Below are 25,920 nucleotides of genomic sequence, written 5' to 3' on the forward strand. Positions count from 1 at the left end.
GGCCCCATGCCTTCCAGCCAGCCCACGTCTCACGGCACCGCCGTCACGCCCTGGTTTCCGAGCGGCGAGTTGCCGCACCACCCGGGGGTCTATCAACGCCAGTATCCCGGCGGCCCGTACAGCTGCTGGGATGGAACCGCCTGGCGCAACGACGCGCTCACCCCGCATGCGGCGGCTCGCCAGCTCTCCTCCAGCCCCTGCCAGCAGGCGCCCTGGCGCGGCCTGCTGGAGGCGCCGTCGGAGCACTGCATGACCTGCCGCGGCCACGGCGTGGTGGATCAGGGCGATGACGCGGACAGCGGCGAAGCGCTGATCGAGCCCTGCCCCGATTGCTGAGGCGGCGGACGGCGCCGCTCAGGCGATGGCCGCCTCGTCGCTGCGCCGCTCGCCCCGGTTGTCGACCCAGGTGACCGCGATCTTGTCGCCCACCTTGCCGCCGCGAAAGCTGAACTGCAGATACGGGTTTTTCGAGACCGCCGGGCCCCACTGGGCCGCCAGCACGGTCCTGCCGCTGTGCTGCACGGTGACGTCCTGGATGAACCAGGCCGGCACCGGCTTGCCGGCCGCGTCCTTGCGCTGGCCGCTTTCCATCTCGTGCGCCATCAGCACGCGCACGGTGGTCTTGTCGCCCTGCAGCTGGGCGCGGATGCGGGTCGCTTCGCTCATGGTCGCCCTCCTGCCTCAGCTGCCGCAGCCGCCCAGCGTCACCTTGACCTCGCGCCCGGCGTAGTGGTAGCCGCCGCCGGCCTTCACGAGCGCATAGACCATCGAGGTTTCGCTGAGCTTGAGGTTGATCGCGAAGCTCGCCTCGGTGCCTTCCGGCAGCTCGAAGACCGCGGCCAGCGCGTTGGGGTTCTTCTCGACCAGCAGGGCCAGCTGGGTGGTGCCCGGCAGACGGCTGGCCGCGGTGACGCGTACCAGGCTGCCGTTCTCGGCGATCTCCGGAACACTCAGCAGCACCTCGGTGCTGGGCTGGGGCGCCGCGCCGCCCAGGGCGCGGGCGACGTCGGTCAGGCTGCGGGACTTGAAGGCCGCCTGGTTCCAGGCGGCCTGGGCGGGCGCCGGCAGCAAGCCGGCCGAAGCGGCCAGGCCCAGCACCAGGGTGCCGGTGCCGCCTTGCAGGATCTGCCTGCGATCTGGCATCGAAATAAAACCTCTGTCGAACGGCCCGAGGGCCGGGGTTGGAACGGCCGCAACGATAGCGCCAAATCGGTTGGCCCGCGTAGCCCGGGGCCGCTCCCCTTTGGCCAGGGCCGCGGCCTCAGGCAGCCTCGGCCGCACCGGGCGCCTCGAGCAGGCGCTCCAAGGCATCGCTGGGCACCGCGGGCGAGAACAGGAAACCCTGGAACTCGTCGCAGCCCGCCGCGATCAGGAAGTCACGCTGGGCCGGCGTCTCCACCCCCTCGGCAATGACCGTCAGGTGCAAGGCCTTGGCGAGTTCGACGATGGCCGTGACGATGCCCACGTCGCTCTCGTCGCCGGGCAGGCCCTTGATGAAGGAGCGGTCGATCTTGAGCTTCTCGATCGAGAAACGCTTGAGGTAACCGAGGCTGGAATAGCCGGTGCCGAAGTCGTCGATCGACAACCGCACGCCGAGCGAGGACAAGGCGCTCATCCTGAGCATCGCCTCCTCGGCATCCTGGATCAGGATGGACTCGGTCAGCTCCAGCTCCAGGGCCTGGGGCGGCAGTCCCCGGGCCGCGATGGCCGCGGCGACGCGCTCGACGAAGTCGGCCTGCTGGAACTGCAAGGCCGAGACATTGACCGAGACCACCAGCTCGCGCCCCGCGGCCCGCCAGACCGCAGCCTGGCGCACCGCTTCGTTGAGCACCCAGTCGCCCAGCACGACGATAAAACCGCTCTCCTCGGCCACCGGGATGAACTGCGCCGGCGAGACCGTGCCGAGCTCCTCGTCGTGCCAGCGGATCAAGGCCTCGGCGCCCACGATGCGGCCGTCGCCCAGGTCCAGCTGCGGCTGGTAGTGCAGCCGGAAGTCGCCGCGCACCAGCGCCTGCCGCATCGCATGGTCGATCTTCATGCGCGACAGCAGGTCGACGTTCATCTGCGGCTGGTAGAAGCGGAAGCTGGCGCGGCCGCGCTCCTTGACGCGGAACATCGCCGCGTCGGCGTTCTTGATCAGGTCGTTGAGCGTGCCGCCGTCGTTGGGATAGAGGGCGATACCAATGCTGGCCGTCACCGTGAAGCTGTGGTCGTCCAGGGTCAGCGGCCGCGACAAGGCTTCCAGCACACGCCGCGCCGCGGCCTCGGCACCGCGGCCGTCGGCCTGGTGCACCAGCAGCACGAACTCGTCGCCGCCCAGCCGCGCCAGGGTGTCGACCTCGCGCACGCAGCCCTTGATGCGCTCGGCCACCTCGACCAGCACGCGGTCGCCGAACAGGTGGCCCAGCGAATCGTTGATGTGCTTGAAGCGGTCCAGGTCGACGAACAGCACCGCGAAGGCATGCTGGTCGCGCCGCGCCAGGGCGATCTCGAATTCCACGCGCTCGGTCAGCACCAGCCGGTTGGGCAGGCCGGTGAGCACGTCGGTGTAGGCCAGCTCCTCGATGCGACGCTTGGCCGCGAGCTTGTCCCTCAGGTCCTTGATGAAGCCGATGTAGTGCAGCGTGTGGCCCTGCTCATCGGGCAGGCGCACCAGGCTGACCTGGCAAGGCCCGCCGTGCGCATCGCCGTCGCGATGGCGGTGGATGAGCTCACCCTCCCAGTAGCCCTCGCCGTCCAGGTGCAGGCGCAGCCGGTCCATCTCGGCCCCGTCGCCCGGCTGGTGCACCAGCTCGCAGGTGTCGCGGCCCAGCAGTTCTTCGCGGCTCAGCCCGGTGAGGCGCTCGCAGCTCGGATTGACCGCAATGACCTGGTGCTTCGCGTCGGTGACGAAGATGGCGTCCAGGCTGGCCTCGAAGACCTTGGCCGCGAGCTGCTGGCGCGATTCGGCCGCCAGGCGGTGGGTGATGTCGCGGAAGGAGTAGACCCGCCCGATGGGCTGGCCGCGGCTGTACTGCGGCAGCGTGACCCGCTCGACCACCTTGCCGCAGCGCAGCACGAGGGTGTCGCTGGCCTCCAGCAGCGGCGAGCGCTCGATCTGGCTGAGATGCTCGGCATAGGCAACGGGGTCGGCGGCCTGGTGCAGCATCCAGGCCAGCACCGCCTGGTCGTCGCGCCGCGACAGCAGGCCCACCGGCAGGTTCCACAGCTCCGCGAAGCGCCGGTTGTAGCCGCTGATCGAGCCGTCCAGGTTGAGCGCCAGCACGCCGTCGGCGGTCGACTCCAGCGTGGCGCGCAGCTCCGCGACACGCTTCTCCAGCTCGGCCTCGGCGCGCTGCTGTTCGCTGCGGTCGCGCAGGCACAGCAGGAACACCGAGCTGCCGTCGGCAAAACGCACCCGGCTGACGCGCCGCTCCACCGGCACGCTGCGACCGTCGGGACGCAGCAGCAAGGTCTCGGAGAGGATGCGGTCGGACAAGCCGGCCGCCACGTCCTCCCAGAAGGCCAGATCCTCGGGGGTCGTGGCGAGTTCCACGACGGCGCGGCCCAGCAACCAGCCAGCCGGCACGCCGAGCAGGCGGTCGGCCGCGGGGTTGGCCGCGACCACACGCAGCTGGATCGGGTCGATCAGCCACGCGGCTTCCAGCATCGCGTCGATCAGCGGTTGCACCTGCCCGGGGGTCATGACCGCACCCCGCTGTCCGGGTACGGCCAGCGACCCTCCGAGAGGGTCGGGCCTTGCTTGGGGCGGCCCGGCGCGGCGGCCCGGGGGCCTGTCTGCACCCCGCTGTCCGGGTACGGCCAGCGACCCTCCGAGAGGGTCGGGCCTTGCTTGGGGCGGCCCGGCGCGGCGGCCCGGGGAGTCGGCACAGCGTGTCTCATGCTGCCATCCCGTCGCCGTTGATCGCGCGGATCAGGCTGCTGCGTTCGAAGAAGTAGCTCACCCGCTGGCGCGGCGCCAGGTAGTCGAAGGCGGCCGCGGTCAGTTGCGAGGGCTTGAGGCTGCGGCGGATGCCGAGCGCCGGCTGGTCTTCCAGGTTCAGCACCAGGGCCTCCTCGCGGGGAATCGACGGCTCGTGCACGATCACGCAGGGCTTGAGCGGCCGGGCCGGGCTGACCGAGGCCACCAGGGCATAGCGGTCATCGTTGAGCTGCACCACCGAGCCGGGCGGGTACACGCCCATCATCTTGATGAAACTGCCGAGGATGCCGGCGTCGAAGCGCGCCTTCATCTGCGAGAACATCAGCGACAGGGCTTCGTGGGGCGTCAAGGCCTTGGCGGCATTGCTCGGGTTGCAGAGGTTGTCGTAGCGGTTGACCAGCGCCACGATGGATGCGGCGCGCGAGATGCGCGCTCCGTTCAGGCGCTGCGGGAAACCGCTGCCGTCGGCGTGTTCGTGATGTTGCGCGATCACCAGCGCGGCGCCCAGCCCGAGCTGCATGCGCCGGGCCAGATCGACGCCGTGGGCGACGTGCTCCTGGTAGAACTGCAGCTCGGCCAGGGTCAGGTGCTCATGCCGGGTGCGCACCCGCTCCGGCAGCTCGATCTTGCCGATATCGTGCAGCAGCGCACCCAAGCCCAGCTCGGTCAGCTCCGCGGCCTGGAGGCCGCAGGCCTTGCCGAGCAGCACGGAGATGACCGTGACGTTGATCGAATGGCAGGCCGCGCGGTCGCCCGCGCTCTCGCCGAGCAGGCGGATGCAGCTGTCCTGCGCGCCGCCCACGTGTTCCACGAAACCCTCGATCAGCTGCTCGGAGGCGCGGCGTGCCCCGTCCGGGTCGCTCAACACCTGCTCGACCACCTGGCGGTGCGCCCGACCGGCCTGCGCGAACTCCCGCTCGCAGGCAGCCAGGCTGGCCTGCTGGGCGCTCAGCAGTTCGCGGCGCTGGCGGCGTGCCTCGAGGTCGGCTTCGGCGGCCGGGTCGGGCAGCGGCGCCACGCCGGCGGGGTCGGCAGAGCCGGGCAGCACCCGGCCCGGCACGGCCACGCCCGGGTCGCTGCGCTCGGGGTTCCAGCGCACCCGGTTCAGCCCCAGCGCAGCGATCTGCTCGATCTGCTCGGCCGACACGATGCGGAAGTTGCTGCGTGCGAAGGGGTGCGCCATCCAGCCCACATCGAGATGCACATGCATGCCGACCTGGAGCTGCTGGACGTCTATCAGTGCTAACGAGGGTTTCTTGTCTTTCATTATTCCCGGGGGCCGACCATCGAAGGGGTCCGGCTCTCAGGGTTTCGGCCGCTGTAACCAAAACTTAAGCCGACTCCAGCGAGGCGCGGATCGCTGGCCGAGAAAAAGGTTTCGCCGGCAGGGCCGCAGAAGATGTGCTGCATGCTGGCGGCCAGCGCGACCGCGTAGCCGCCGGTGTCCCGCTGCACGCCCTTGGGCTTGCCGGTGGTGCCGCCGGTGTAGAGCGTGTAACTCGGATGGGTGGCCTCGACCCACTCGCACGGCACCCGGGTCTGCGAGTGCCGCTCGCGCAGCGGTGCGTGGTCGAGGTCGCGCCCGGTCACGCGCTCCATCGGCGCCAGGCCGCGGTCCACCAGCAGCACCCCTCGGGCTGGTGATGCGCCAGTCTCAAGGCCTCGTCGAGCAGCGGCTTGTAGGGCAGCACCGCGCCGGCGCGGCTGCCGGCGTCGGCGGCCACAGGACAGCTCGCGCGCCGAGATCGGAGGGGCCCACGTAGAGCGAGAAACTCCCGGTGACCGCAGCTGCCGCGTTGATTCCGGTCAGCAGCCAGTTCCTGGATCGGGGAAAGGGAAGCCGAGCTAACGGCTCAGCCGTCCCGCGCAGGAGAAGGCGGTCGAAAAACCTCCCGCAACCTGCCGTTCTCCCAAAGCACCGCCTGGTACTGTTCCGCGCATTCGTAGCGGTTCCACACGAATGAACCGATGAGAACCTGCCCCTTGTTATTGATGTCCACCCCCCAACTTCTACCGTCACACGGGGCATCACGGTCCCTCGCCAGAGGGATCCGAGCTGGTCGACCTGGCGACCCGCGGGGCGATATCGAGCCCGATCGGCCAGGCGGGAGGCAGATCCGGCGTTAGAAACCGGCGCGTCGGATGAGTAGCTTTGATGAGGGCCATCTCCCATCAAAGGATTCCGCCATGACCAGACCACGTCAGCAGGCTGTGCGCCGATATCTCGTTGCCGTCGTCGCGGCGCTCCTCGCACTGAACGCGCAAGCCGAGCCCAACTACCGCATCGTTGTGCTCGATCTTGTGCCGTCCCCTTTCGACGACATCGTCCGCGCCGTGGATCTCAACGATCACGGGCAGGTTGTGGGCTATACCGTGGAGGTTCCCGACGGCTCCACTGCTGTTTCATGGGGTCGCGACGGTCGGGCGCAAGCGCTTCCACATCTGCCCTTTCCCGGCTGGGAACAACGGGCCTTCGGCATCAACCAGCGAGGCCAGATCGTTGGCTTTGACGAGACGTATCGCGCCAATCGCGAGGAGTACCCGACAGGGCGCAGCTGCGTCCTTTGGACGGTTGGCGGAGGCGTCAAAGTGTTGCGGGGTCTCGGGGAGGCTTATGCCATCAACGACCATGGCGATGTGGTCGGGTCGAGCCGCGGCAGGGCAGCGCTTCTGGACCACAGGGGCGGCGTGCGTGACCTGGGCTCCTTGCCGACCTACCCGCAGGGCTGGGGCCAGGCGAGTGCCATCAACAACGCCAGGCAAGTGGTGGGCTTCGCAGAAGCGATGGCACTTCCTGAGGGGACGGTGGCTCACGCATTCTTCTGGAGTGAGGCCACCGGCATGCAGGATCTCGGCGCTCGGCTGGGGCCGCCGAACATGAGCAGTTATGCCAACGCGATCAACGAGCGGGGTCAAGTGGTAGGGACAAGCTACTCAGGCGATGGACGGAGCCAAGCCTTCGTATGGAGTGAACAAGATGGACTGCTGCGCCTGGGTGGCCCCCGCGACGCAATGAGCGCCGCCAACGACATCAACAATGCGGGTGTGGTGGCTGGAAGCGTCAACGACGAGGCTGTCTTGTGGTCACGCAGCAGCGGCCTGCAAAAGCTCATCGACCTGGTTGACCCGGCCGACCCGCTGAGACAGAGAATCCAGCTGCGGGCGGCCGATGCGATCAACAACCTCGGCGAGGTCACGGCCACGGCCACCCTGCCGGACAGCGACGATTGGGCCTTTTGGCCGCGTGCGGTGCTGTTGATCCCCCACATGCCGCAGGGCGCGGCCGTGCGGGCAGGACAGGAATCGGGGTCTACGCGGGCGCCGCCTGCTCGGTCCGATCCGCCCGACGGGCAAGGCCGCCGCACGGCGGATGTCGGGAGGGCCGATGCGGCCGAGCTCTCTGCCCGGCCAGCGCTTCGTTCGCTCTCGGCCGACCGCTGAACCCCGGCAAGGGCGCCGCTCGTCGCGCATTCAGCAATGACAGGATCCTTTGAACACCACCCTCTCGAGCGTCCCCTGCACGAAGGTGCCTCGGATGCGGGACAACCCCGATTCCGCTGACTATGGACCCAGGCAAATTCTTAAGCTGTTGAAATATCTGTGCTAACTCCTTGTATTTGCGGAACATTTTGGTTGACTCTCGACTTTCTGTGACTTAAGGTCGCGGCCATGCTGTTTTTGACCTGCCTCCGCCGCACCCGCTGGGCCGTTTCAGTCCTCGCGCTCGTCAGCGCGCCGGTGCTGGCCAGCCCCGAGGCGGCCGACCCGGTCAGCCACTTCCTCCACGAAAAAGGCCTGGTGCAGGCCAGCCACGCTGGGGCGCCCGGCGCGCCCGTCTCCGACGAAGACAAGAAGGGCCTGATGGCCCAGGTGCGCGACACCGCGTCCGGCATGGTGCTGACCGCGATGAACTTCCTCGGCGTGCCCTACCGCCGGGGTGGCGAGTCGGCCGAGGAAGGTTTCGACTGCAGCGGCTTCACGCGCCACATCTTCGAACGCAGCCTGGGCCTGGTGCTGCCGCGCCGCGCCGACGACCAGGCCAGGGCGCCCGGCCTGATCAAGATCTCGCGCGAGGACCTGAAACCCGGCGACCTGGTGTTTTTCAACACGCTGCGCGCCACCTTCTCGCACGTCGGCATCTACATCGGCGAAGGCAAGTTCATCCACTCGCCGCGCAGCGGCGCGACGGTGCGCATCGAGGACATGCGCATCGCCTACTGGACCAAGCGCTTCACCGGCGCACGCCGCCCCAGCGCGCTCGACCCGAGCGCCGCGCAGGCCGCCGGCGCCACGCTGCCGACCGGCGCCGCGATGGCGCCCTACCCCGAAATGCGCCAGCCCTGAAGCCGGTCGCGGGCGCCGAGGCGCCTCGGGGCTCAGGGTTTGTGCAGATGGACTTACCCCGTCGGTCGCGGTTGACGGCACAATGCCCGCATGGGCGAAAAAGTCATTCCGCTGGCCGACCACCGCTACCGCGCCGCGGCGCCGCAGGTGCCGTCACGGCCCGAGGCGCCGGTGGGCCTGCTGTCCGACCGACGCGGCCGCCCGCTGCGCGACCTGCGCATCTCGGTCACCGACCGCTGCAACTTCCGCTGCAGCTACTGCATGCCGAAGGAGATCTTCGACAAGCACTACAGCTTCCTGCCGCACAGTTCCCTGCTCAGCTTCGAGGAGCTGACGCGCCTGGCGCGCCTGTTCGTCGCGCACGGCGTCGAGAAAATCCGCCTCACCGGCGGTGAGCCGTTGCTCCGGAAGGACCTGGAGCGCCTGGTCGGCATGCTGGCCGAGCTGCGCACCCCGGACGGCCAGGCGCTGGACCTGACCCTGACCACCAACGGCTCGCTGCTGGAGCGCAAGGCGCAGGCGCTGAAGCACGCGGGGCTGCAACGCATCACGGTCAGCCTCGACGCGCTGGACGATACGGTCTTCCGGCGCATGAACGACGCCGACTTCCCGGTCGCCGACGTGCTGCGCGGCATCGAGGCAGCGCAGCGTGTCGGGCTGGGACCGATCAAGGTCAACATGGTCGTCAAGCGGGGCACCAACGAGCAGGAGATCCTGCCGATGGCGCGCCATTTCCGGGGCAGCGGCGTGGTGCTGCGTTTCATCGAGTACATGGACGTCGGCGCCTCCAACGGCTGGCGCATGGACGAGGTGCTGCCGTCAGCCGAGGTGGTCCGGCGCCTGGACCAGGCCTTCGGCCTCGAGCCGCTGGAGGCCGCCCGCCCGGGCGAGACCGCGCAGCGCTGGCGCTGGCGCGACGGCAGCGGCGAGATCGGTGTCATCTCCAGCGTCACCCAGGCCTTCTGCAGCGACTGCAACCGGGCCCGGCTGTCCACCGAGGGCAAGCTGTTCCTGTGCCTGTTCGCCCACCAGGGACACGACCTGCGCGCCCTGCTGCGCGGCGGCTGCAGCGATGCCCAGATCGCCGGCGCGATCGGCCAGATCTGGCAAGGCCGCGACGACCGCTACTCCGAGCTGCGCGGCGCCCAGGCCGATGCCGAGCTGCCGCCGGGCCCGCGGGTCGAGATGCACTACATCGGAGGCTGAGATGCAGGAGCGCCGGTCTTCCCCCTTGCCGCGGACCAACGAGCCGCCGCCGGCCCAGGGTGTGATCCGGCGCGAGGACGTCACCGGCCTGGTGCTGGCCGGCGGCCAGGGCCGGCGCATGGGCGGGGTCGACAAGGGTCTGCAGCCGTTCCGCGGCGAGCCGCTGGTGCGGCATGCGCTGCGCCGGCTGGCGCCGCAGACCGGCGCCCTGATGATCAGCGCGAACCGGCACCTGGAGCGCTACCGCGGCTTCGGGGTCCCGGTGCACGAGGACAGCCTGCCCGGCCATGCCGGACCCCTCGCCGGTTTCCTCAGCGGGCTGCGGCACTGCCGCACGCCCTATCTCGCCACCGTGCCTTGCGACAGTCCCGGCTTTCCCGCCGACCTGGTGGCCCGGCTGGCGCGGGCCCTGGAACCCGGCGACGCCGATCTCGCCATCGCCTCCTGCGGCGAGCGGCGCCAGCCGGTGTTCTGCCTGATGAAGACCCGCACGCTGGACAGCCTGATGGGCTTCCTCGAGGGCGGCGGGCGCAGAATTGAACAGTGGTGCTTCGAGCACGGTTGTGTTGAAGTCCCCTTCGACGAGAAAGCGGCCTTTTCCAATGCCAACACCCTGGAAGAACTCCAAGAGCTCGAGAGAGCCTGTGTTTGAGTCTGCCCCGGTCCAGATCCGCCGCCTGCAGCCCGAGCATCTGTCGGCCTACAAGACCTTGCGGGACGAAGGCCTGGAGCGTCACCCGGAGTCCTTTACCTCCGACCCGAGGACCGAGAGGGTGCGCTCGCCCGAGAGTTACCTCGGCCGGCTGGGCTGGTCGGAACCGATGGGCGGCACCTTCCTGCTCGGCGCCTGGCTGGGCGATGAGCTGGCCGGCACGGTGGCCTGCGAACGCGAGCTGATGCCCAAGGTCCGCCACCGCGCCAGCATCGTCGGCATGTACGTGCGCGAGAAGCACACCCGCCGCGGCATCGGCCGCCAGCTGCTGGCCGCCGGCATCGAGCTGGCGCGGCAGGCCGAGGGACTGGAGATCCTCACCCTCACCGTGACCGCGGCCAGCGAGCGCACCGTGCGCATGTACGAGCGCGCCGGCTTTCGCATGTACGGGCTGCTGCCGCGCGCGATCCGGGTCGAGACCGGCACGCGCACGCAGTACTTCGACAAGGCCTACATGCTGCTCGAGCTGTGAGCGCCGCAGCCCGCCCGGCTCCCGGCGGCCTGACGGTCGCCGAAGCGCGAGAGCGTATCGCCGCCGCCCTGCCCCGCGTGCAAGAGACCGAGCGCGTCGCGCTGCGGCAGGCACTCGGCCGGGTGCTGGCAGCCGATGTCATCTCTCCGATCGACGTGCCGGCGCACGACAACTCGGCGATGGACGGTTATGCGCTGCGCGGCGCCGAGCTGCCGGCCACCGGCCAGGCGGTCCTGCCGGTGGCCGGTCAGGCTTTGGCCGGCCGCCCCTTCGACGGCATGCCGCCGGCCGGTGCGGCGGTGCGCATCATGACCGGCGCGCCGATGCCGGCCGGCCTCGACACCGTGGTGCCGCTGGAGCAGGTGCAGGTCCTGGATGCAGGGACGCCGGGCGAGCGCGTGCAGATCGCTGCCGGCAGCGTGCGCCCGCGCGATCACTGCCGCCTGCACGGCGAAGACCTGGCGCGTGGCCAGTGCGCCCTGCCCGCCGGACAACGCCTGAAGCCGGCCGACCTCGGGCTGCTGGCCTCGCTGGGCCAGGCCGAGGTGGCGGTGTGGCGGCGCCTGCGTGTCGCACTGTTCTCCACCGGCGACGAGTTGCGCGACGCCGGTGAACCGCTGGAGGAGGGCTGCATCCACGACAGCAACCGTTATGCGCTGCTCGGCCTGCTGGAGCGCCTGGGGGTGGAGGTGCTGGACCTCGGCATCGTGCCCGACCGGCCAGCCGCGCTGGAGGCCACCTTCCTCGAGGCAGCGGCGCGCTCGGACGTGATCCTCACCTCGGGTGGCGTCTCGGCCGGTGACGCCGATCACACACGGGCGCTGATGGCCCGGCTCGGCCAGGTCGACTTCTTGAGCCTGGCGATGCGCCCCGGCCGGCCGCTGGCCTTCGGGCGGCTGGCCGGCGCCGGGCGCGAGGTGCTGCTGTTCGGCCTGCCCGGCAATCCGGTCGCCAGCATGGTGGCCTTCCTGGTGTTCGTGCGGGATGCACTGCTGGTGATGAGCGGGGCGGCGGCCCCGCAGCGCACGATGCTGCGGGCGCGCGCCGCGCAGCCCATCCCCAAGCGCGCCGGGCGCACCGAGTACCCGCGCGGCCTCCTGGGCCTGGACCGGGGCGAGCCGATGGTGCACCTCACCGGCGCCCAGGGCTCGGGCATCCTCAGCTCGATGTCGCAGGCCGACGTGCTGATCGTGCTCGAGCACGAGCGTGGCCCGGTGGCCGCCGGCGACTGGGTGCCGGTGCTGCCTTTCGACGGCCTGCTCTGAACCGGCCGGCGCCTCAGTGCCCGGCAGCCTGCGCCGCATCGGCCGACTCGGCGGCCACCGGCGTCAGGATCGGCCCCGGCGTGCTCTTGCGGGCGAACAAGGTGTACATCGTCGGCACCACGAAGATGGTCAGCAGCGTGCCCAGCGACATGCCGCCGACGATGACCCAGCCAATCTGCTGCCGGCTCTCGGCGCCGGCGCCGCTGGCCAGTGCCAGCGGCACGGCGCCCAGCACCATCGCGCCGGTGGTCATCAGGATGGGCCGCAGCCGCATCGCGGCCGCGTGCTGCACCGCCTTCAGCACGCCCTCGCCCAGCTGGCGCTGCTGGTTGGCGAACTCGACGATCAGGATGCCGTGTTTGGTGATCAGGCCCACCAGCGTGATCAGGCCGATCTGCGAATAGACGTTGAGCGTGCCGCCGGTCAGCTTCAGGGCCAGCAAGGCGCCCACCATGGACAGCGGCACCGACAGCAGGATCACGAAGGGATCGACGAAACTCTCGAACTGCGCCGCCAGCACCAGGAAGATGAACAGCAGGGCCAGCACGAACACCAGCGCCAGGGCGCCGCTGGACGAGCGGAACTCGCGCGAGACGCCGTTGAGCTCGGTCGCATAACCAGGCTCCAGCACATGTGCCGCGGTCTGGTCCATGAAGGCGAGCGCCTCGCCGAGGGAGTAGCCAGGCGCCAGGTTGGCGGTCAGGGCCACCGAGCGGCGCTGGTTGAAGTGGTTCAGCTCGCGCGGCGCCACCGCCTCCTGCACCTTCACCAGCGAGGACAGCGGGATCATGTGGCCGTCGCGGCCGCGCGCGAACAGGCGCTCGATGTCGTCGGGCCGGGTGCGGCCGCTCGCCTCGGTCTGCACGATCACGTCGTACTGCTCGGCCTCGTCCTTGTAGCGCGTCACGTTGCGGCCGCCCAGCATGGTCTCGATGGTGCGGGCGATCTGGTCCACGGCGACACCGGCGTCGGCGGCGCGCTCGCGGTCCACGTCGATGAAGATCTCGGGCTTGTTCAGACGCAGGTCGCTGTCGGGCTGGACCAGCCCGGGGTTCTTGTTCATCTCCGCGAGAAACTCCTGCGCCACCCGGTTCAGGTTGTCGTAGCTGTCGGAGGTGACGATCACGAAGTTGACGGCGCGCTCGCGGAAGCCTTGACCCAGCGAAGGCGGCGTGATCGGGAAGGCGTTGACGCCCGGCAGGCTCGAGAACTGGGGCTGCAGTTCGCGGGCCAGGTCCATCGCCGAGCGCTCGCGCTCCTCCCAGTCCACCGTGCGCAGGAAGGACACGCCCTGCGACACGCTGGGGTTGCCCGAGACGATGAAGATGCGGTCGAACTCGGGATGCGCGCTGCCGATGCGCTCGATCTCGCGCATGTACTTCTCGGTGTAGGCCAGGGTCGAGCCGTCGGGGGCATTGACGTTCACCAGCACCGTGCCGCGGTCTTCCATCGGCGCCAGCTCGCTCTGGGTGGTCTTGAACAGCCACCAGCTGGCGCCGGCGCACAGCGCCATCAGCAGCACCACCAGCCAACGGCGCGCCAGGGTCCAGCCGAGCGCGGCCTCGTAGCCGTCGGTGACACGGTCCAGGCAACGCTCCATCCAGCGGTCGAAGCGCGAGGGCGAGGGGTTGTGGCGCAGCAGCTTGGAGCACATCATCGGCGACAAGGTCAGCGCGACGAAACCCGACACCACCACCGCGCCGGCCAGGGTCAGCGCGAACTCGACGAACAAGCGCCCGGTGCGCCCGGGCGTGAAGGCCAGCGGCGCATAGACCGCCGCCAGGGTCAAGGTCATCGCGATCACCGCGAAGCCGATCTCCCGGCCGCCCCGGATGGCCGCCGCGAAGGGGTCCATGCCCTCCTCGATGTGGCGGAAGATGTTCTCCAGCACGACGATGGCGTCGTCCACCACGAGGCCGATCGCGAGCACCAGCGCCAGCAGGGTCAGTGTGTTGATCGAGAAGCCGGCCAGCGCCATCAACGCGAAAGCGCCGATCAGGCTGACCGGGATGGTCACCAGCGGGATGATGGAGGCACGCAAGGTGCGCAGGAACACGAACACCACCAGCGCCACCAGCACGACGGCCTCGGCGATGGTGCTGTAGACGGCCTTGACCGAGCGGTCGATGAAGATGGTATTGTCGTTGGCGACCTGCACCTCCACGCCCTCGGGCAGGTCGTCGGTGAGGCGCGGCAGCAGCTCGCGCACCCCGGCCGCCACTTCGAGCGGGTTGGCGGTGGCCTGGCGCACCACACCGAGCGAGACCGCCGCGCGACCATTGAGCCGCACGCTGGAGCGCTCGCTGGCGGCGCCCTGCTCGATGCGCGCGACGTCGCGCAAGCGCACGGTATAGCCGTTGACCTGGCGCAGCGAGACCTCGCCGAACTGCGCGGGCGTGCGCAGATCGGTCTGGGCCGTCACGCTGAACTCGCGCTGCTGGCCTTCGATGCGGCCGGCCGGCACTTCCAGGTTCTGCTTGCGCAGCGCGTCCTCGACGTCCTGCACGGTCGCGCCGTAGGCGGCCAGCTTGTCCGGGTCCAGCCAGACCCGCATGGATTGCGTGCGCTCGCCGCGCACGGTCACGTCGGCCACCCCAGGCACGGTCTGCAGGCGCGGCTTGACGACCCGGTTGGCCAGCTCGGTCACCTGCAGCGGCGACAGCGCTTCAGTGGTGAAGGCCAGCCAGATGGTGGGCGAGGCGTCGGCCTCGACCTTGGAGATGACCGGCTCCTCCACCGCGTCGGGCAGGCGCCCGCGCACCCGCGACACGCGGTCGCGCACGTCGGCGGCGGCGTTGTCGGGGTCCTTCTCGAGCTTGAAGCGCACCGAGATCTGGCTCTCTTCCTGGCGCGAGATCGAGGTGATGATGTCCACCCCGTCAATGCCGGCAATGGAGTCTTCCAGCGGCTTGGTGACGGTGGACTCGATCACCTCCGAGGAGGCGCCGGTCAGCTGGGTGCGCACCGTGACCACCGGCTCGTCGATGCGCGGGTACTCGCGCACCTGCAGGCGGGTGAAGGACACCAGGCCGATGAGCACCAGCAGCAGGGACAGCACGGTCGCGAAAACCGGGCGGCGGACGGAGACTTCGGCGAATTGCATGAGTCGCTCTCAGGGGCTCGGTGGCTCAGTAGCGAGGATCGGCCAGCAGGATCAGGGCTACAAGGACCGGCACTCAGCGTGCCGCCACCGGCGCGGGCGCAAGGCTGACCCGCGGCGTGCTGGCGTCGGCCCCCGCCCCGCCCTCTGCGCCGCCGGCATTGCCCGAGGCCGGCGCGGGCTCGCCGCCGGAGGCCGGCGGGCGGTGGGCCTCGGCGCCGAGCTGCACGATGCGCAGCGGCGCACCGTCGCGCTGCAGGCGCTGGTGGCCGGCAGTCACGACGGTCTCGTCGGCGGCCACGCCGCTCACGATCTCGACCTGCCCCTTGCGGCGCGCACCGGTGGTCACTTCGACACGCTGCGCGACCCGGGCCGCCTGACCCTGCGTCGTGCGGCCCTGGACCGCCTTGATCACGTACTGCTTGCCGCCCTGCGGCAGCAGCGCCTCCTCGGGCACCACCACGACCCCCTGGCGGGTCGAGAGCTCGATGTCCACGCGCGCGAACATGCCGGGGCGCAAGACGCCTTCCGCGTTGGCGATGCTGGCGCGTGCCAGCACCGAGCGCCCGTCGGCGTCGATCTGCGGATCGAGGGCCTCGATGCGGGCCTGGAAGCGGCGACCCGGCAGCGCATCCAGCGTCACCGCCGCGGCCTGCCCCTGTTGGAGCTGCGGCAGGTAGCGCTCGGGCAGGCGGAAGTCGACATGGATGGTGCGCAGGTCCTCGACATTGACCAGGTCGGCGCCCGCGTTCACGTAGTCGCCCACGTTGACCAGGCGCAGGCCGACGGTGCCGTCGAAGGGGGCGAGGATGCGGGTGCGCGCCAGCTGCGCGCGCGCCAGGGCGAGCTGGGCCTCGGCCACCTGCAGGTTGGCGGCCGTCTGGTCCACCGAGGCCTGGCTGACGAAGTTCTCGGCCAGCAGCTCGCGGTTGCGCTTGTCGTTGGCACGCGCAATGCTGAGCTGGGCCTCCGCCTGGCGCACCTGCGCGGCCACCAGGGTGGCGTCCAGCTGCACCAGCAACTGGCCGCGGCGCACCCTCTCGCCGTCCTTGAAACCGAGCGCGGCGATACGCCCCGCCACCTCCGGCCGCAACACCACCCCCTGGCGCGATCGCAAGGTGCCGACCGCCTGGGCCTCCTCGCTGAGCGTGGCCGAGCGGGCTTGCGCCACCTCGACGGCGACCGGGCCGCCCGTCGGGCCATTGCCGCCGCCAGCGGGTGCCGCCGCGGCTGCGCCCTTGCGCGGCGCGCCCTCACCGGCCGCGAGGGCGGTCGCCGGGCTGCGGTGCTGATACCAGTACGCACCGGCGCTGGCCAGGACGAGACCGATCACGGCAACAGTGACGTGCAACTTCTTCATCGGGTGGGGAGAGGGGGAGAACTGGGGGCCCTGCCACTGTAATGGCAAGTGGCGCGCCTCCGTTCACACTTCTTCACACTCGGTGCGACCGGGTGGGCCCGCCGAAGAGGCAGCTCGCGCCCTCAGCCCGCCAGTGCCGCCCCTCGGTTGGCGAGGGCGTCGGCGCGTTCGTTGCCGGGGTCGCCGGCATGGCCGCGCACCCAGTGCCACTGCACATGGTGCAGCGAGGCCAGCGCCTCCAGGCGCTGCCACAGCTCGGCGTTCTTGACCGGCTTCTTGTCGGCGGTTTTCCAGCCGCGCTGCTTCCAGCCGTGGATCCACTCGGTGATGCCCTTGCGCACGTATTCGCTGTCGGTGTAGAGCGCCACATCGCAGGTGCGCTTGAGACTGGCGAGGGCTTCGATGACCGCCGTCAGTTCCATGCGGTTGTTGGTGGTGACGGCTTCGCCGCCGAACAGCTCCTTCTCGTGGCCATTGGACTGCAGCCAGGCGCCCCAGCCGCCCCGGCCGGGGTTGCCCTTGCAGGCGCCGTCGGTATAGATCACCACCTTGGGTCGCGATATGCCTGTGCTCATGAACAAGACTGAAAAGTTGAAAAAAGAAGTTCAGGAGCCGCCGCCCTCGCGGCGCCCCAGCGGCTGCCGCCGCGAGGCCGCCACGGCCGGCGCCCGTTGCGTCGCCTGCCGGCCCTTCCAGGCCGGGTTGATCAGCCGCATGCCGCGCACCCGCTTGGTGGCGACCAGAAAGTAGGCCGCGCCCAGCACCGGCCACCAGCGTTCGCCGGAGCGCTCCATCCAGCCGAAACGCTCCAACCACAATTCCGAGCGCAGCGCCGGACGCCAGCAGCCGAAGCGCCCGCCCTCGATGTCGAAGCTGAGCAGCCGCAGCCAGTCGCGCAGGCGCCAGTAGCCGATCATGTCGCGCGCCGGCGGCAGCACGTCGGTCCCCAGGCCCAGACGCGAGCACAGCGAGGCACTGCGCTGCTGCACCCCCCACAGGCTGGCCGGGTTGAGCCCCAGCACCACCACCTTGCCCTCCGGCACCAGCACCCGCTCGACCTCGCGCAGGGTCTGGTGCGGGTCGCGCGAGAGCTCCAGCGTGTGGGGCAGCACGACCAGGTCCAGGCTGTGGGTCTCGAAGGGCAAGGCTTCGAAATCCGTCAGCACCGCGCGCGGCACGCGGGCGTCGGGCGCAGCCCCGGGCGGCTCGGGCAGCGGCGCCGCAGCACGGTCCAGCGCCACCCAGCGGTGCGGCATGCGGTTCTGCGCCAGGGCTTCCAACTGGGGCAGGCCCAACTGGACCGCGTGGAAACCAAAAAGATCTCCTACAGTTCGATCCAACTGTTGTTGCTCCCACGCCAATAAATACCGACCCGTCGGCGTGAGCAACCACTCATCCAAACTTATAATCCGACCGTTTTGCGTCATGGAACTGGTTGCCTTACCCGCCTTTGCCGACAACTACATCTGGATGATCTCCGAAGGCCGCGAGGCCCTCGTCGTCGATCCAGGCCAAGCGACGCCGGTGGTCGATGCACTGCAGGCCCGCGGGCTCCGGCTGACGGGCATTCTAGTGACGCATCACCATGCCGACCACGTCGGCGGTCTGCGTGAGCTGGCGAGCCGGCTGGAAGGCCCGGTCTACGGGCCGGCCGGCGAGTCCATCCCGCTGCCCTGCCGTCCGCTGCGACAGGGTGACCAGGCGTCGTGGCGCGACCACCGCTTCCAGGTTTTCGACGTGCCCGGCCATACCGCCGGGCACATTGCTTACTGGAGCGCCGATTTCGAGGGCGGCCCGCTGCTGTTCTGCGGCGACACGTTGTTTTCCGCCGGCTGCGGCCGGCTTTTCGAAGGCACGCCGGCCCAGATGTCGGCGTCGCTGGCGCAGCTGGCGGCGCTGCCGGGCGACACGCGAGTGTGCTGTGCGCACGAATACACGCTGAGCAACCTGCGTTTTGCGGCCGCGGTCGAGCCCGGCAACCCGGACATCGCCGCTTACACCGCACAATGCGAGGTTTTGCGGGCCGAAGGGCGGCCCACCCTGCCCAGCTTGCTGGCGCAGGAGCTCAAGATCAATCCCTTCTTGCGCTGCGGCCAGCCGGCCGTCAAGGACCAGGCCCGTGCCCGTGGCGCGGTCGGCGACGACCCGGTGAGCGTGCTGGCCGCACTCAGACAATGGAAAAACGAATTTCGATGAAGCCTCTCCTGACCCGCGCCGGCTGGCTGCTGGCCCTGGCGGGCGGCGCGCTGGCCTCGGGCTGCGCGACCGCGCCCGCACCGCGCACCCAAGCGGCAGCCCCGCCCGCGGCACCGGCCTCCCAGCCGGTGGCCGAGCCGGCACCGGTCCTGACGGCCAAGCCGAGTGAAACCGCCCTGAAGGCCTTGGAGCCGACACCTCCCGCCGGCGAGGACGGCCGCGATGCGGCCGTGATCGTGCCCGACCCGGAAGCCAACCCGACCGGCACCACGGCCCATTCGGAGCCCTCGCCCACCTCGCCCGACATCGTCGTCTCCGACCTGTGGGTACGCATCCGCCAGGGCTTTTCGATGCCCGACCTGGACGGCGACCTGGTGCGCGACCGCGAGCAGTACTACGTGGCACGGCCGGACTACATGCAGCGCATGACCGAGCGCGCCAGCCGCTATCTCTTCCACATCGTCGAGGAGGTCGAATCGCGCGGCATGCCCACCGAGCTGGCGCTGCTGCCCTTTGTCGAGAGCGCCTTCAACCCGCAGGCCATGTCGGTCGCCAAGGCCTCGGGCATGTGGCAGTTCATTCCCTCCACCGGGCGCGACTTCTCGCTGACGCAGAACCTGTTCCGGGACGAGCGCCGCGACGTGCTCGCCTCCACCCGCGCGGCGCTCGACTACCTCGGCAAGCTGCACGCGATGTTCGGCGACTGGCACCTGGCGCTGGCGGCCTACAACTGGGGTGAAGGCAGCGTGCAGCGGGCCATCGCGCGCAACCGCAAGGCGGGCCTGCCGACCGACTACCAGAGCCTCCGCATGCCGGTCGAAACGCGCTACTACGTGCCCAAGCTGCAGGCGATCAAGAACATCATCCACCGGCCCGAGTCCTTCGGCGTTGCGCTGGCCCCGATCGAGAACCACCCCTATTTCCTGACGGTCGCGATCCAGCGCGACATGGACGTGGCCCTCGCGATCCGGCTCGCCGGCCTGGAGCGCGACGAGTTCCGCGCCCTCAACCCGCAGATGAACCAGCCAGTGATCCTGGCCGCCGGAACGTCGCAGATCCTGCTGCCCTACGACAACGCCCGCCGGTTCATGCGCAACCTCACGGAACACCGCGGCCCGCTGGCCAGCTGGACCGCCTGGGTGGTGCCCCGCACGATGCGCCCGGCCGAGGCCGCCAAGCAGGCCGGCATGAGCGAGGCCGAGCTGCGCGAGATCAACAAGATCCCGCCGCGCATGCTGATCAAGGCCGGCTCCACCCTGCTGGTCGAGCGCCACTCGCTGAAACATCACCAGGACGTCTCCGCCGAGGTGGCCGACAACGCCATCATGTCGCTGGCCCCCGACACGCCGCCGCTGCGCCGCACGGTGGTGCGTGCCGGTGCGCGCGACACGGTCGGCTCGCTGGCGCGCCGTTATGGCGTCAGCCCGGCACAACTGGTGAGCTGGAACAAGTTCGGCAGCTCCCAGCGTCTCAAGCGCGGCCAGCAGGTGGTCGTCTACACGCCCGCCAAGCGTGCCGTGCGCGCCGCGGCGGCCGATCGGCCCGGCGCCCGCAAGACCGCGGCGCGCGCCGTCGCGAAGAAGGACCAGCGTGAGGTGGCCGGGCGCAAGCCGGCCGGCAAGGCGAGCCGTGTCGCCAAGGGCGGCAAGACCGCCGTGCGCGTGCAGGGCAAGAGCCGCGTCAAAATGGCGAAAAACTGAGGCGATCCGTCGCCCGCGTCACCCCGGCCGCGCACCCTGCGCGGCTTTTTTTGGGCCCTGCAACACCTGGCAAAGGACCGGGCCATTTGCTGACCAATTCCCGCCCTCCTCGCTCGCCCGGCTGAGAGACTTTTCGCACCACCCCGAGGCGCACCGCAGTCCCCGCGCACCGTGCCGGTGGCTGAGGAGACACAAGATGCGAGGTGCACGATGAGCCGGCGGCTACGAGCCGCGGCCGCGGGCGTGATGGCCGCCGTGGGCCTGGTGTGGTGGCTGCGCAGCCAACCCGGTCCCGCCGCGAACGGCCCGGCGACGCAGCCGCCTGCTGCACAACAGGCCTGGGGCGCGTCACCCTTCGGCGGCCCGTCGGCGGCAGCGGGCGGGACTTCCCAGAGGGCTCCGGCTCCCCCCGCGGAAACGGCGCAGCACGGCGCCCCCGACAGTGCGCCGCCGGGCGTCAGCCCAGAGCAGTGGCAGCAGTTGCAGGACCGCCTGCGCGACCATCCGGAGCGTGAGCGCGAGATCGCCCGGCTCACCGACTACCTCGCCTACGTCCACACGATGGAGCGCTTCCGCCTCGCCCGCAGCGAAGCGGCCCCGGCCGGGGCGCTGAGGCCCCTGGCACGGCGGCTGGATGCGGGCCTCGACCAGCGTCTGGCGCGCGGCGAACTGTCGCTGGGCGAGGCCCGGCTGCTCAAGGCCGCGCTGCTGCAAGTGCTGCAACCGGATGCGAAGCAGCGCGAGGCGGCACTGGCGCTCTGGATCGAACAGCAGGCGCCACCGCCTGCCGCCGCCGACCCGCGTGCCGAGACTTTCCGTCGACAGGAGACCGCGCTGGTGCTGGCCTGGCAGGCCTTGCCCCCGGCGCAGCGCGACCCGCAGGAACTGCAGGCGCAGCTCGACAGGCTGCGCCAGTCGGTGTTCGGGCAGGAGCGCTAGCCGCGCCTCGCATCGAGGCGCGACCGGCGCCGGACACCCCAACTTCACAGGGAACGCAACATGAAGCTTCGCCCTCGCTCACGCCGCGCGCGTCGCGCGGCCCGGTGGCTCGCCGCCCTCGGCTTGCCGCTGCTGGCCCCCTGGGCCAGCGCCGGCTACTTCCAGTGGGACACCGTTGAGCTGCCGGCCGCCAGCGGCGCGTCCTGCGGCAACGGAACGCCCTACCGCTTTTTCGTCAACCGCACCCCCTTTACCAGCAAGACCGTGATCGTCTTCGAGGGCGGTGGTGCCTGCTGGGACCAGGCCTCCTGCCTCGGCGAAGGCCCGCTGTCCGCCACCAATCCCGACGGCGTGCCGGCCGACTACCTGCAGCGCCTCAACACGGCGGCGTTCGGGCTCGTCACGCCCTTCACGGCCCGTCTGCACCCCTTCGACCGCATCAGCACGCAGGACTGGAACATCGTCTACCTGCCCTACTGCACCGGCGACGTGCACACCGGCCACGCGGTGCAGGTCTACAGCGACCGCGACCCGGCACAGCCGCGCGTTCAGTACCACCGCGGGCAGGCCAACGCAACCGGCGCGGCCCGCTGGCTGCGGGAGCACATCGGCCGGCCGGCCGAGCTGCTGGTCACGGGGTTCTCGGCCGGTGGGGCCGGTGGCACGGGCACCTACCCGGTGCTGCGCGACACCTTGCAGCCACAACGCTCCTCGCTGCTGGCCGACTCGGGGCCGCTGTTCCCGGCGCCGCGCAACGCGACGCCGGAACAGGCGCCCTCGCTGCCGCTGCACAACCGCATCCGCGAGGCCTGGGGGCTGGACCGGCCGGGCGCGCTGCTGTCGCTCTACGCCGGCCGGCCCGGGCTGGATCCGGACAACCTGGGCAGCGTCACGAGCGCCCTGGCACTGAGCTATCCCGAGGACCGCTTCTCCTATGGTCTGTTCCAGAAAGACGGCGTCTACTCGGCCTTCAGCTATGCGAAGTTCTACCCCGACATCCAGAACGCGCCGGACGAGGCCACCCGTCGCACGCTGATCAACCAGCGCTGGCGCCAGGACATCTCGCAGTGGCTGCCCCAGCTCGACACGCATGCCAACGTCGGCTACCACATCCCCTTCTGGCGTGCGCTGGCCGACGCCCACTGCCTGACGATCGTGGACTTTTCGGGCACCGGCATCGAGGAACGCGGCATCGCGGATGTCAAGCCGGTGGTGGAGAACACGCTGGTGCGCGACACCCCGCCGATGCGCCATGTCGAGACCGACCAGGTCTCGGACTACAGTCGTCCGGTCAACCCCATCCAGGCGCTGGTGACCTTTCTGCAATGGCTGTTCGGATAACGACCGCCTGCGCAACGCCGGCCCGTGCTGAGGCCGGGCGCGGGTCAGGCCTTGAGCCGGGCCCGCGCCCGCAGCACGAACTCGTTGGTGTGGCTGCGCTCCAGCAAGGCCTGCAGGTCCTGGTGGCGCGTTTCGCCGACGGCCGCGCCGGCGACCTTCCAGGCGATCTGCAGCGCCTCCTCGCCCAGCTCGCCGTCCGGCGAATAGGACTCGCGCACCTTGTAGAAGGACGCCAGATAGAGGGCCCGGTCGCCCATCACCTGCGCCTCGGGCACCGTCTTGATGATGTCCTGCGGCTGTGCCGTCTGCAGCCAGCGCAGGCTGCGTGCGACCGCATAGACAAACGCCTGGCAGGTCTGGGGATGGCGGCTCACGAAGGCCGGCTGCGCATAGACGCAGGTGCCCGGCATCGGGCCGCCGAACACCTCGTGGGCGCCCTTGGGTGTGCGCGGGTCGGCGACCACCCTCACCTCGCCCTTCTGCTCCAGCTGCGTCATGCCGGGATCGAGATGGCTCAGCGCGTCGATGCCGCCCCACCGCAGCGCCTGCACACCTTCAGCCATGGAGCCGAAGCTGACCCACTGCACATCGGCCTGCTTGAGGCCGGCCCGGGCCAGACAGACCTGCGCCAGCGTCTGCGACAGGCTGCCCGAGGTCGCGACGCCGATGCGCTTGCCGCGCAGGTCGGCCATGCCGCGCCACGAGCCCATCAGCCGCGTGCACACGCCCAGCGAGACCTTGGGCGTGCGGCCTTCCAGCACCACCGTCTGCAGCGTCTGCCCCTGCAACTGGCGCTGCACCAGGCCCAGGTAGGCGCCCGAGCCCAGCTCGGCCTCGCCAGCCTGCACGGCGGCAGCCGCACTGGCGGGCTCGGCCACTTCGAGCAGCCGGACATCCAGGCCCTCGGCACGGAAGTAGCCGAGCTGCTGCGCCACCGTGAGCGGCAGGTGGCAGAGCGACTCCTCGCGGCCCATCACGACCCTCAGACGCGCCACCTCCGGCTGCGCCCGTAGCCGTGGCAGGCCGGTCCCGAGCAGCACTGCGGCTGCGCCGGCCACCCACAGGCAGTCGCGCCGCCCCGGCCGGAAGGAACCCGGCGCCGCGGCGGCAGCAGAGGTGAGGCGAGGCTCTTTGACCATGGCCCCCAGCTTAATGATCGCCCGGGGCCCGGCCTATCGGGAACGATCCGGGCAGGGAAACTCCCAGCGCAGTCGAAACTGGCGGTCACACCCGTGCTGGCGACCCGGAAAACAGCAGCGCGATGTTGACAGCCAGCGCGAGCGTCCAGACCAGGCTGCGCAGGGTGGCCAAATCGGCGATGTAGAGGCCGATGTAGACGATGCGCAAGCCGACGAAGGCCGCTGCGAGCAGGTCGACGCGCTCGGCCGGCGCCCCGGTGGCGAAGGCGATCGCCACCGCACCGATGAAAAACGGCAGCGCCTCGAAGCTGTTGGCCTGGGCCGCGTTGGCGCGCTGGCGCCAGCCCTGCTGGCGGGCCAGCCAGCTGCGCGGGTCGTGGTTGTCGTAGCCGCCTTCGCTGCGTCGGCGACCGATGCCAGCCGCCTTCGCGAGGAAAACACAGACGATGGGCAGCAGCGCGGCCGCCAGCACGCTCCAGAGGGCAATGTTCATGGCTTCAGTCTCCGGCAAGGTCGCCTCAGCGACGGTCGACCAGAGCATGCGCGATGGTGCCCAGGTCGACATGTTCCAACTCGCTACCCACCGGGACGCCGCGCGCCAGGCGCGTCACTTTCAGGCCTCGCGACTTGAGTCCCTCGGCCAGCACGTGCGCGGTGGCCTCGCCCTCGGCCGTGAAGTTGGTCGCGACGATCACCTCACGCACCTCGCCGTCGCCGGCCCGGTCGAACAGGCGCTCCAGGCCGATGTCGCTCGGGCCGATGCCGTCGAGCGGGCTGAGCCGGCCCATCAGCACGAAATAGAGGCCCTTGTAGCTGCCGGTGCGCTCGACCGCCGCCTGGTCGGCCGGCGTTTCCACGACGCAGAGCTGCGCCGCATCGCGTTCCGGATCCAGGCAGGTCAGGCAGATCTCGGCCTCGGTGAAGGTGTTGCAACGCGCGCAATGGCGCACGTCGCGGACCGCCGCGCCGAGCGCCCGGGCGATCAGCTCGGCGCCCTCGCGGTCGTGCTGCAGCAGGTGAAACGCCATGCGGGTCGCCGACTTCGGCCCCACGCCGGGCAGGCGGCGCAAGGCCAGGACCAGGGCATCGAAAGACGACATCGTTGTGCTGCAGTACGGCGTGGCGGTCCAAGGACCGGTGGCGGGCGCCGCCAGCAGCGCCCGCCGGCTTCGGGGATCAGAACGGGAACTTCATCCCCGGCGGCAGCGGCATGCCGGCCGTCAGCTTGCCCATCTTCTCCTGGCTCACTTCCTCGGCGCGGCGCACCGCGTCGTTGAAGGCGGCGGCGACCAGGTCCTCGAGCATGTCCTTGTCGTCGGCCAGCAGACTGGGGTCGATGGTGATGCGCTTGACGTCATGCTTGCAGGTCATCTGCACTTTGACGAGGCCGGCCCCCGACTGGCCTTCGACCTCGATCTGGGCCAGCTCTTCCTGGGCGCGCTTGAGGTTGTCCTGCATCTGCTGGGCCTGTTTCATCAGGCCCGCGATCTGTCCTTTGAGCATGTCTTTCCTTTCGGGGTCGCGGTCTTCGGTATGGGGAAAAGCCGCCCGGACCCGCCGGGCGGCACAGGTTCAGACGGGTCGGATGGAGCCCGGCACGATGCGTGCCGTGCTGAACTGCTGCATCAGCGTCACGACCAGCGGGTCGTTCTGGATCGCCTCTTCGGCCTGGCGCTGGCGCAGCGCCCGCTTGGCCGCCTCGCGGCGGGCGGGCGTGTCCTGGGTGGGCGCCACTTCGAGCGCGAGGCGCACCGGCTGGCCCAGCACTTCGGCCAGCGCCGCCTCGAGCTTGCCGCGGTTGGCGTCCGACGCCAGCGTGTTGCGCTCCACCCGCAGCCGCCACAGGCCGTCCGCCGCTTCGCTCGCCAGGCATTCGCTCTGCATCGCCAGCTCGCGCACCAACGCCGCGACCAACTCACGCTCGATCATCTGCAGCACCAGGGCATGCCAGCGGTCGCCCAGGGGCGACGACGGCGTCTCAGGCACCTCGGTCAGCATGGCGGAGGCGGCCGACGGCAGCGGGGCCGGTGCGGCAGCGGGCGCGGGCGTCGCCAGAGCAGCGGTCCGTGGAACGGCGGGAGCGGGAACCGCAGGCGCGTCGCCGGGGGCCGGCGCGACTGCCGCCGCAGGGCGCGCGGATGGCGCTGCCGCTCGTGTCGCGGCGCCGCCGGCATCCGGGCTGGGCAGACCTTCCGGATCGTAGTCGTCGTCCCAGGGCGGCGGC

At 70.3% G+C, this 25,920-nt stretch carries 24 protein-coding genes and 1 pseudogene; 11 read left to right on the forward strand and 14 right to left on the reverse strand.

The window, feature by feature from the left end; genetic code table 11:
* The first annotated feature begins 6 nt into the window (after positions 1 to 6).
* Positions 7 to 336 carry a hypothetical protein gene (locus OOT46_RS21260; protein ID WP_265405634.1) on the forward strand — a complete coding sequence of 110 codons (330 nt, stop codon included), beginning with the start codon at positions 7 to 9 and terminating at the stop codon, positions 334 to 336.
* A gap of 18 nt (positions 337 to 354) precedes the next feature.
* Here the strand turns inward: OOT46_RS21260 and soxZ are convergent, their stop codons facing one another.
* The 5 genes and pseudogenes from soxZ to OOT46_RS21285 form a co-directional block, all read right to left on the reverse strand.
* The gene (gene soxZ, locus OOT46_RS21265) at positions 355 to 666 is read right to left on the reverse strand and encodes a thiosulfate oxidation carrier complex protein SoxZ (RefSeq protein ID WP_265405635.1); all 312 of its coding nucleotides are present in this window, start codon (positions 664 to 666) and stop codon (positions 355 to 357) included.
* 15 nt (positions 667 to 681) lie between these two features.
* Complete coding sequence (soxY, locus tag OOT46_RS21270; protein ID WP_265405636.1) at positions 682 to 1,143, reverse strand: thiosulfate oxidation carrier protein SoxY; 462 nt, start codon at positions 1,141 to 1,143, stop codon at positions 682 to 684.
* A gap of 118 nt (positions 1,144 to 1,261) precedes the next feature.
* Positions 1,262 to 3,685, reverse strand: coding sequence for an EAL and GGDEF domain-containing protein (locus OOT46_RS21275; RefSeq protein ID WP_265405637.1), 2,424 nt, complete (start codon positions 3,683 to 3,685; stop codon positions 1,262 to 1,264).
* A 193-nt stretch (positions 3,686 to 3,878) separates the two neighbouring features.
* Positions 3,879 to 5,189 carry an HD-GYP domain-containing protein gene (locus OOT46_RS21280; protein ID WP_265405638.1) on the reverse strand — a complete coding sequence of 437 codons (1,311 nt, stop codon included), beginning with the start codon at positions 5,187 to 5,189 and terminating at the stop codon, positions 3,879 to 3,881.
* An 89-nt stretch (positions 5,190 to 5,278) separates the two neighbouring features.
* Positions 5,279 to 5,646, reverse strand: a pseudogene (locus OOT46_RS21285) (AMP-binding protein); the annotation flags it as partial.
* A 463-nt stretch (positions 5,647 to 6,109) separates the two neighbouring features.
* On the opposite strand from OOT46_RS21285, the gene OOT46_RS21290 reads away from it, so the two are divergent.
* From OOT46_RS21290 to glp, 6 genes are all read left to right on the forward strand, one after another.
* Entirely contained in the window at positions 6,110 to 7,363 is a 1,254-nt protein-coding gene (locus OOT46_RS21290; RefSeq protein WP_265405639.1) for a hypothetical protein, read from the forward strand.
* 228 nt (positions 7,364 to 7,591) lie between these two features.
* Complete coding sequence (locus tag OOT46_RS21295; protein ID WP_265405640.1) at positions 7,592 to 8,266, forward strand: C40 family peptidase; 675 nt, start codon at positions 7,592 to 7,594, stop codon at positions 8,264 to 8,266.
* A 90-nt stretch (positions 8,267 to 8,356) separates the two neighbouring features.
* The gene (moaA, locus tag OOT46_RS21300; protein ID WP_265405641.1) at positions 8,357 to 9,472 is read left to right on the forward strand and encodes a GTP 3',8-cyclase MoaA; all 1,116 of its coding nucleotides are present in this window, start codon (positions 8,357 to 8,359) and stop codon (positions 9,470 to 9,472) included.
* 61 nt (positions 9,473 to 9,533) lie between these two features.
* A complete protein-coding gene (mobA, locus tag OOT46_RS21305; protein WP_265405660.1) occupies positions 9,534 to 10,124 on the forward strand; it encodes a molybdenum cofactor guanylyltransferase MobA in 591 nt (196 codons plus the stop codon).
* Positions 10,117 to 10,656, forward strand: a complete 540-nt coding sequence (locus OOT46_RS21310; protein ID WP_265405642.1) for a GNAT family N-acetyltransferase — start codon at positions 10,117 to 10,119, stop codon at positions 10,654 to 10,656. Before mobA ends, OOT46_RS21310 begins: the two co-directional genes overlap by 8 nt.
* Positions 10,653 to 11,921 (forward strand): gephyrin-like molybdotransferase Glp, encoded by a 1,269-nt coding sequence (glp, locus tag OOT46_RS21315; protein WP_265405643.1) that lies wholly within the window; start codon positions 10,653 to 10,655, stop codon positions 11,919 to 11,921. The genes OOT46_RS21310 and glp overlap by 4 nt, the downstream gene beginning before the upstream one ends.
* Before the next feature lie 13 nt (positions 11,922 to 11,934).
* On the opposite strand, the gene OOT46_RS21320 is transcribed toward glp, so the two are convergent.
* The 4 genes from OOT46_RS21320 to OOT46_RS21335 all read right to left on the reverse strand — a co-directional run bounded on the left by OOT46_RS21320 (position 11,935) and on the right by OOT46_RS21335 (position 17,808).
* A complete protein-coding gene (locus OOT46_RS21320) occupies positions 11,935 to 15,024 on the reverse strand; it encodes an efflux RND transporter permease subunit (protein ID WP_265405644.1) in 3,090 nt (1,029 codons plus the stop codon).
* A 73-nt stretch (positions 15,025 to 15,097) separates the two neighbouring features.
* The gene (locus OOT46_RS21325; RefSeq protein WP_265405645.1) at positions 15,098 to 16,381 is read right to left on the reverse strand and encodes an efflux RND transporter periplasmic adaptor subunit; all 1,284 of its coding nucleotides are present in this window, start codon (positions 16,379 to 16,381) and stop codon (positions 15,098 to 15,100) included.
* Between the two features lie 122 nt (positions 16,382 to 16,503).
* Positions 16,504 to 16,956, reverse strand: coding sequence for a ribonuclease HI (gene rnhA / locus OOT46_RS21330; protein WP_265405646.1), 453 nt, complete (start codon positions 16,954 to 16,956; stop codon positions 16,504 to 16,506).
* A gap of 30 nt (positions 16,957 to 16,986) precedes the next feature.
* Positions 16,987 to 17,808 carry a class I SAM-dependent methyltransferase gene (locus OOT46_RS21335; protein ID WP_265405647.1) on the reverse strand — a complete coding sequence of 274 codons (822 nt, stop codon included), beginning with the start codon at positions 17,806 to 17,808 and terminating at the stop codon, positions 16,987 to 16,989.
* Here OOT46_RS21335 and gloB point away from each other — a divergent pair.
* The 4 genes from gloB (at position 17,807) to OOT46_RS21355 (ending at position 22,557) form a co-directional block, all read left to right on the forward strand.
* On the forward strand, positions 17,807 to 18,577 hold the full coding sequence (gene gloB, locus OOT46_RS21340) for a hydroxyacylglutathione hydrolase (RefSeq protein ID WP_265405648.1): 771 nt from the start codon (positions 17,807 to 17,809) through the stop codon (positions 18,575 to 18,577). The genes OOT46_RS21335 and gloB overlap by 2 nt on opposite strands.
* On the forward strand, positions 18,574 to 20,277 hold the full coding sequence (locus OOT46_RS21345; RefSeq protein WP_265405649.1) for a transglycosylase SLT domain-containing protein: 1,704 nt from the start codon (positions 18,574 to 18,576) through the stop codon (positions 20,275 to 20,277). Before gloB ends, OOT46_RS21345 begins: the two co-directional genes overlap by 4 nt.
* A 210-nt stretch (positions 20,278 to 20,487) precedes the next feature.
* Positions 20,488 to 21,216 (forward strand): hypothetical protein, encoded by a 729-nt coding sequence (locus tag OOT46_RS21350; protein ID WP_265405650.1) that lies wholly within the window; start codon positions 20,488 to 20,490, stop codon positions 21,214 to 21,216.
* 60 nt (positions 21,217 to 21,276) lie between these two features.
* A complete protein-coding gene (locus OOT46_RS21355) occupies positions 21,277 to 22,557 on the forward strand; it encodes a pectin acetylesterase-family hydrolase (RefSeq protein ID WP_265405651.1) in 1,281 nt (426 codons plus the stop codon).
* Positions 22,558 to 22,601: 44 nt separating this feature from the next.
* On the opposite strand, the gene OOT46_RS21360 is transcribed toward OOT46_RS21355, so the two are convergent.
* The 5 genes from OOT46_RS21360 to OOT46_RS21380 form a co-directional block, all read right to left on the reverse strand.
* Complete coding sequence (locus tag OOT46_RS21360; protein ID WP_265405652.1) at positions 22,602 to 23,696, reverse strand: ABC transporter substrate-binding protein; 1,095 nt, start codon at positions 23,694 to 23,696, stop codon at positions 22,602 to 22,604.
* Between the two features lie 85 nt (positions 23,697 to 23,781).
* Complete coding sequence (locus tag OOT46_RS21365) at positions 23,782 to 24,189, reverse strand: MAPEG family protein (protein WP_265405653.1); 408 nt, start codon at positions 24,187 to 24,189, stop codon at positions 23,782 to 23,784.
* A gap of 25 nt (positions 24,190 to 24,214) precedes the next feature.
* Positions 24,215 to 24,796, reverse strand: a complete 582-nt coding sequence (gene recR / locus OOT46_RS21370; RefSeq protein ID WP_265405654.1) for a recombination mediator RecR — start codon at positions 24,794 to 24,796, stop codon at positions 24,215 to 24,217.
* A 76-nt stretch (positions 24,797 to 24,872) separates the two neighbouring features.
* Positions 24,873 to 25,199 carry a YbaB/EbfC family nucleoid-associated protein gene (locus OOT46_RS21375; protein WP_265405655.1) on the reverse strand — a complete coding sequence of 109 codons (327 nt, stop codon included), beginning with the start codon at positions 25,197 to 25,199 and terminating at the stop codon, positions 24,873 to 24,875.
* Positions 25,200 to 25,268: 69 nt separating this feature from the next.
* Positions 25,269 to 25,920, reverse strand: a 652-nt coding sequence (locus OOT46_RS21380; protein ID WP_322114276.1) for a DNA polymerase III subunit gamma/tau C-terminal domain-containing protein, incomplete at its 5' end; no start/stop codon positions are given.

Source organism: Aquabacterium sp. A7-Y, from assembly GCF_026153205.1.
In the GTDB taxonomy this organism is placed as follows: domain Bacteria; phylum Pseudomonadota; class Gammaproteobacteria; order Burkholderiales; family Burkholderiaceae_C; genus Caldimonas.